General features: G+C 54.5%; 3 protein-coding genes and 2 rRNA genes (1 of these 5 running past the window's edge). 2 read left to right on the forward strand and 3 right to left on the reverse strand.

Features of this window, described 5'->3' with window-relative positions; all coding sequences use genetic code 11:
* Nucleotides 1-7: 7 nt before the first annotated feature.
* Together AB4N74_RS14585 and AB4N74_RS14590 are read left to right on the forward strand one after the other, a co-directional pair.
* Nucleotides 8-214 (forward strand): helix-turn-helix domain-containing protein, encoded by a 207-nt coding sequence (locus tag AB4N74_RS14585; RefSeq protein ID WP_007910409.1) that lies wholly within the window; start codon nucleotides 8-10, stop codon nucleotides 212-214.
* Between the two features lie 85 nt (nucleotides 215-299).
* On the forward strand, nucleotides 300-971 hold the full coding sequence (locus AB4N74_RS14590) for a hypothetical protein (RefSeq protein WP_099756803.1): 672 nt from the start codon (nucleotides 300-302) through the stop codon (nucleotides 969-971).
* 65 nt (nucleotides 972-1,036) lie between these two features.
* Here AB4N74_RS14590 and mrdA read toward each other — a convergent pair whose 3' ends face one another.
* From mrdA to AB4N74_RS14605, 3 genes are all read right to left on the reverse strand, one after another.
* Nucleotides 1,037-2,929: a penicillin-binding protein 2 gene (gene mrdA, locus AB4N74_RS14595; protein WP_034156458.1), complete on the reverse strand. Its 1,893-nt coding sequence runs from the start codon at nucleotides 2,927-2,929 to the stop codon at nucleotides 1,037-1,039.
* Between the two features lie 224 nt (nucleotides 2,930-3,153).
* Nucleotides 3,154-3,269 (reverse strand): 5S ribosomal RNA (rrf, locus tag AB4N74_RS14600).
* A 152-nt stretch (nucleotides 3,270-3,421) separates the two neighbouring features.
* Nucleotides 3,422-6,163: ribosomal RNA gene (locus AB4N74_RS14605) — 23S ribosomal RNA — on the reverse strand (it continues 152 nt past the right edge of the window).

The raw sequence follows: 6,163 nt of genomic DNA on the forward strand, positions 1-6,163 counted from the left end.
CAATACAATGACCATTATCGTCCGCCTTGACGTTGTCATGGCCACGCAAAAAATTCGCTCGAAAGAGTTGGCCAGCCTGCTGGGCATCACCGAGGCCAATCTGTCATTACTGAAGAATGGCAAGGTCAAGGGCGTGAAGATGGCCACCCTGGACAAGCTCTGCGCAGCACTCGATTGCCAGCCAGGCGATTTGCTGGAATACCAGAAAGACTGAGCCTTGCGCAGGCGTGCAAGTTAATTGTCGCCAGTCCACACCGTTTAACTCTTATTCAATCCTTAGTTTGTAAGGCGGCTTTCTCATGACCCGGTTTTTACTTTGCGCGCTGTTTTTACTGACAGCGTTGATCAGCGGCTGCGCCACGCAAATGGACGTCGCGCTAAATGCCACACCCGATCCGGACTATCATTTTGACCGAAAGGCGACTGTGCTGGTGACGTCTGCGAGTGGCAGCGACGAAAACGCTCTTAATGCCCGCTATTATCTTCGCGACATGGTTAACGCGCTGAAAGACAGGGGTTTCCAGGAGGTCTATACCGACGCCAGTCTGCCAAAGAACCACGCGCCGATAAAAATGACTGTCAGCCTCGATATTGGCAGTCGACAGGTGACTTACCGCTATACCGCCACCGACTATGGGCAAGTGCCGACCAGCACCTCTACCGTGTGCAAGACCAGCAAGAAAAAAGACGACCGACTGACCTGTACAAGTAAACCGAACACCACCTATGGACCGGTAGGGACCTCGGAGCGCACCGGTTACACCACGCTCAGCACCTTCGTTGCCACTGCCCGCGACGAAGTCAGCAAGCGCCCGGTCTACCTGCTTCGCGCGTCGTCCTATAACGAAGACTGCCAATCCACCAAGGTTGAAGCCTTTCTGGTAGAACAGGGCTTGCAGAACCTGAACTTCGAGGATCGCGTACAGCGCAACTACACCGTCACGATGCCCGAGGGTTACCGCTGCAAATAGGCTTTGCAAGACAGATCACAGTAACGGCTCAGCTTGCATGAGCCGCTATTGTGAACTGTTGAAGGTTAAACGTGCGGGTCACCCGGCGCTTTCGTCGGCGCGGCGTATTGCGGCTTGAGATGACCGTCCTGATCAAGCAGCCAGGCGTCCATGATCTGCCGCACCACAGGGCCGGCAACACGACCACCGGCCTCGCCGTTCTCGATCATCACCGAAATCGCAATCTTCGGATGCTCGGCCGGCGCAAAGCCAACGAACAAGGCGTTATCGCGGTGGCGCTCCAGGGTTTTCTCGCGGTTGTAGCGCTCGCCCTGCTTGATCGCCACCACTTGCGCGGTACCACTCTTGCCAGCGATGCGATATTGCGCACCGGCCGCGGCCGCACGAGCAATGCCTCGCGCATCGTGCATGACCATCTGCATGCCGTGATTGACCTGCTCCCAGTCTCGCGGATCCTTGAGCAGGATGTTCGGCATCGGATGTTCGTCGACAGGAGCGACACCGTCGACGGTCTTGGCCAGGTGCGGCCGGTTCCAGACACCTTTGTTGGCGATCAATGCCGTGGCCTGAGCCAGTTGCAGCGGTGTGACCTGCATATAGCCCTGGCCGATGCCAAGGATGACCGTTTCGCCCGGGAACCAGGCTTGACGGCGGGTCGCGCGCTTCCACGCTTGCGATGGCATCAGGCCGGGCGACTCTTCAAACATGTCCAGCGAGACCTTCTCACCCAAGCCGAACATTGCCATGTAATCGTGCAGGCGATCGATGCCGAGCTTATGCGCAAGGTCGTAGAAATAGGTGTCATTGGAACGCATGATCGCCGCGTCCATATCCACCCAGCCGTCGCCACTGTGGTTCCAGTTGCGGTACTTGTGATCGAAGTCCGGGAGTTGGTAATAACCGGGGTCGAAGACGCGCGTCTGCGGTGTCACGACGCCGGCGTCGAGGCCGGCGATTGCCACTTCTGGCTTGATCGTCGAGCCCGGTGCGTAGAGCCCGCGCAGCACACGGTTGAACAGCGGCCTGTCGATCGAATCTCGCAGTGCCGAGTATTCCTTGGAGCTGATACCGGTGACGAACAGATTCGGATCGAAGCTCGGATTGCTGACCATGGCCAATACCTCGCCCGTCGACGGATCGAGCGCTACCACTGAACCACGACGATCACCCAGCGCGGCTTCGGCGGCTTCCTGCAGTTTGATGTCGAGGCTCAGGACGATGTTCTGGCCCGGGACCGGGTCGGTATGTTTGAGCACACGCAGTACGCGACCTTGAGCGTTGGTCTCCACTTCTTCGTAACCGACGTGGCCGTGTAGTTGCGCCTCGTAGAAGCGTTCGATGCCGGTTTTGCCGATGGATTGCGTACCGCGATATTCGACCGAGTCGAGGCTCTTCGACTCTTTTTCATTGATCCGCCCGACGTAGCCGATCGAGTGGGCGAAATGCGCGCCGAGCGGGTAATGCCGGACGAACTGGGGTTCGACATCGAGGCCCGGGAGGCGGAACTCATTGACGGCCAATACAGCAATTTGCTCTTCCGTCAGCTCATAGAACAGCGTGACCGGCGTAAACGGGTGACGGGACTGCTTCATGGCTTTATCGAAGACTGTACGATCTTCTGCAGGCAAGTGCAGGAGGTTGATGACCTCGTCCAGTTCTTGATTGACGTCGGTGGCGCGCTCGCGGGTGATAGTCAGGTTGAAACTGGGGCGGTTATCGGCGAGCAAGACGCCGTTGCGGTCGTAGATCAAGCCGCGTGTCGGCGGGATCGGCAATACGTGGACGCGGTTGTTTTCGGAGATCGTGGAGTGGTAGTCGAACTCCACCACCTGGAGGATGTACAGGCGCACGACAAGGGCGCAGCTGATGGCGAAAACGAACAAGGCGCAGGCGATCAAACGTTTGTTGACCAGGCGCGTCTCTTTTTCGTGGTCTTTGATCGGGATCGGTTCAGGCATTTCTACAGCAACTCTTCGACATAAATGAGTACCGATCCGTGGGCATGACATCAGTCCGTTAAAAAAAACGAGCTGCACCATACCAAAGACTGCCCGGTCATTTCAGAAGGAATTTCCCCAATGGCCATTTCTTGCGACGGCTGGGACAGCGTTGTCTTGTGAAAACTTTCCTGCGGGCAAAACAAAACCCCAACTGCTTTCGCAATTGGGGTTTCGGAATTTAATCTTGACGATGACCTACTCTCACATGGGGAAACCCCACACTACCATCGGCGATGCATCGTTTCACTGCTGAGTTCGGGATGGGATCAGGTGGTTCCAACGCTCTATGGTCGTCAAGAAATTCGGGTACTGACTCGTGACCTTGTGGTCTCGCTTCAGCAAATTGGGTATGTGACAGCTTTCGGCGTTTTGTGAACATCGAACTTTCGGTTCGTTTCGTCTTCACACACCGCAATCTGGTCTCTTCGACGCAAATTGCTTGGGTGTTATATGGTCAAGCCTCACGGGCAATTAGTATTGGTTAGCTCAACGCCTCACAGCGCTTACACACCCAACCTATCAACGTCGTAGTCTTCGACGGCCCTTCAGGGAACTCAAGGTTCCAGTGAGATCTCATCTTGAGGCAAGTTTCCCGCTTAGATGCTTTCAGCGGTTATCTTTCCCGAACATAGCTACCCGGCAATGCCACTGGCGTGACAACCGGAACACCAGAGGTTCGTCCACTCCGGTCCTCTCGTACTAGGAGCAGCCCCTCTCAAATCTCAAACGTCCACGGCAGATAGGGACCGAACTGTCTCACGACGTTCTAAACCCAGCTCGCGTACCACTTTAAATGGCGAACAGCCATACCCTTGGGACCGGCTTCAGCCCCAGGATGTGATGAGCCGACATCGAGGTGCCAAACACCGCCGTCGATATGAACTCTTGGGCGGTATCAGCCTGTTATCCCCGGAGTACCTTTTATCCGTTGAGCGATGGCCCTTCCATACAGAACCACCGGATCACTAAGACCTACTTTCGTACCTGCTCGACGTGTCTGTCTCGCAGTCAAGCGCGCTTTTGCCTTTATACTCTACGACCGATTTCCGACCGGTCTGAGCGCACCTTCGTACTCCTCCGTTACTCTTTAGGAGGAGACCGCCCCAGTCAAACTACCCACCATACACTGTCCTCGATCCGGATAACGGACCTGAGTTAGAACCTCAAAGTTGCCAGGGTGGTATTTCAAGGATGGCTCCACGCGAACTGGCGTCCACGCTTCAAAGCCTCCCACCTATCCTACACAAGCAAATTCAAAGTCCAGTGCAAAGCTATAGTAAAGGTTCACGGGGTCTTTCCGTCTAGCCGCGGATACACTGCATCTTCACAGCGATTTCAATTTCACTGAGTCTCGGGTGGAGACAGCGCCGCCATCGTTACGCCATTCGTGCAGGTCGGAACTTACCCGACAAGGAATTTCGCTACCTTAGGACCGTTATAGTTACGGCCGCCGTTTACCGGGGCTTCGATCAAGAGCTTCGCGTTAGCTAACCCCATCAATTAACCTTCCGGCACCGGGCAGGCGTCACACCCTATACGTCCACTTTCGTGTTTGCAGAGTGCTGTGTTTTTAATAAACAGTCGCAGCGGCCTGGTATCTTCGACCGGCATGAGCTTACGGAGCAAGTCCTTCACCCTCACCGGCGCACCTTCTCCCGAAGTTACGGTGCCATTTTGCCTAGTTCCTTCACCCGAGTTCTCTCAAGCGCCTTGGTATTCTCTACCCAACCACCTGTGTCGGTTTGGGGTACGGTTCCTGGTTACCTGAAGCTTAGAAGCTTTTCTTGGAAGCATGGCATCAACCACTTCGTGTTCTAAAAGAACACTCGTCATCAGCTCTCGGCCTTAAGATCCCGGATTTACCTAAGATCTCAGCCTACCACCTTAAACTTGGACAACCAACGCCAAGCTGGCCTAGCCTTCTCCGTCCCTCCATCGCAATAACCAGAAGTACAGGAATATTAACCTGTTTTCCATCGACTACGCTTTTCAGCCTCGCCTTAGGGACCGACTAACCCTGCGTCGATTAACGTTGCGCAGGAAACCTTGGTCTTTCGGCGTGGGTGTTTTTCACACCCATTGTCGTTACTCATGTCAGCATTCGCACTTCTGATACCTCCAGCAAGCTTCTCAACTCACCTTCACAGGCTTACAGAACGCTCCTCTACCGCATCATCCGAAGATGATACCCGTAGCTTCGGTGTATGGTTTGAGCCCCGTTACATCTTCCGCGCAGGCCGACTCGACTAGTGAGCTATTACGCTTTCTTTAAAGGGTGGCTGCTTCTAAGCCAACCTCCTAGCTGTCTAAGCCTTCCCACATCGTTTCCCACTTAACCATAACTTTGGGACCTTAGCTGACGGTCTGGGTTGTTTCCCTTTTCACGACGGACGTTAGCACCCGCCGTGTGTCTCCCATGCTCGGCACTTGTAGGTATTCGGAGTTTGCATCGGTTTGGTAAGTCGGGATGACCCCCTAGCCGAAACAGTGCTCTACCCCCTACAGTGATACATGAGGCGCTACCTAAATAGCTTTCGAGGAGAACCAGCTATCTCCGAGCTTGATTAGCCTTTCACTCCGATCCACAGGTCATCCGCTAACTTTTCAACGGTAGTCGGTTCGGTCCTCCAGTTAGTGTTACCCAACCTTCAACCTGCCCATGGATAGATCGCCCGGTTTCGGGTCTATTCCCAGCGACTAGACGCCCTATTAAGACTCGCTTTCGCTACGCCTCCCCTATTCGGTTAAGCTCGCCACTGAAAATAAGTCGCTGACCCATTATACAAAAGGTACGCAGTCACAGAACAAAGTCTGCTCCCACTGCTTGTACGCATACGGTTTCAGGATCTATTTCACTCCCCTCTCCGGGGTTCTTTTCGCCTTTCCCTCACGGTACTAGTTCACTATCGGTCAGTCAGTAGTATTTAGCCTTGGAGGATGGTCCCCCCATATTCAGACAAAGTTTCTCGTGCTCCGTCCTACTCGATTTCATGACTAAGAGATTTTCGCGTACAGGGCTATCACCCACTATGGCCGCACTTTCCAGAGCGTTCCGCTAATCTCAAAGCCACTTAAGGGCTAGTCCCCGTTCGCTCGCCACTACTAAGGGAATCTCGGTTGATTTCTTTTCCTCAGGGTACTTAGATGTTTCAGTTCCCCTGGTTCGCCTCTTGCACCTATGTATTCAGTACA

The sequence above is a fragment of the Pseudomonas sp. H3_C08 genome, from assembly GCF_054669455.1.

What these genes read in the sequence shown, in the direction of transcription:
- mrdA (WP_034156458.1), bottom strand. Translation starts at nt 2,929, where the DNA reads ATGCCTGAACCGATCCCGATCAAAGACCACGAAAAAGAGACGCGCCTG.
- AB4N74_RS14590 (WP_099756803.1), top strand. Translation starts at nt 300, where the DNA reads ATGACCCGGTTTTTACTTTGCGCGCTGTTTTTACTGACAGCGTTGATC.
- AB4N74_RS14585 (WP_007910409.1), top strand. Translation starts at nt 8, where the DNA reads ATGACCATTATCGTCCGCCTTGACGTTGTCATGGCCACGCAAAAAATT.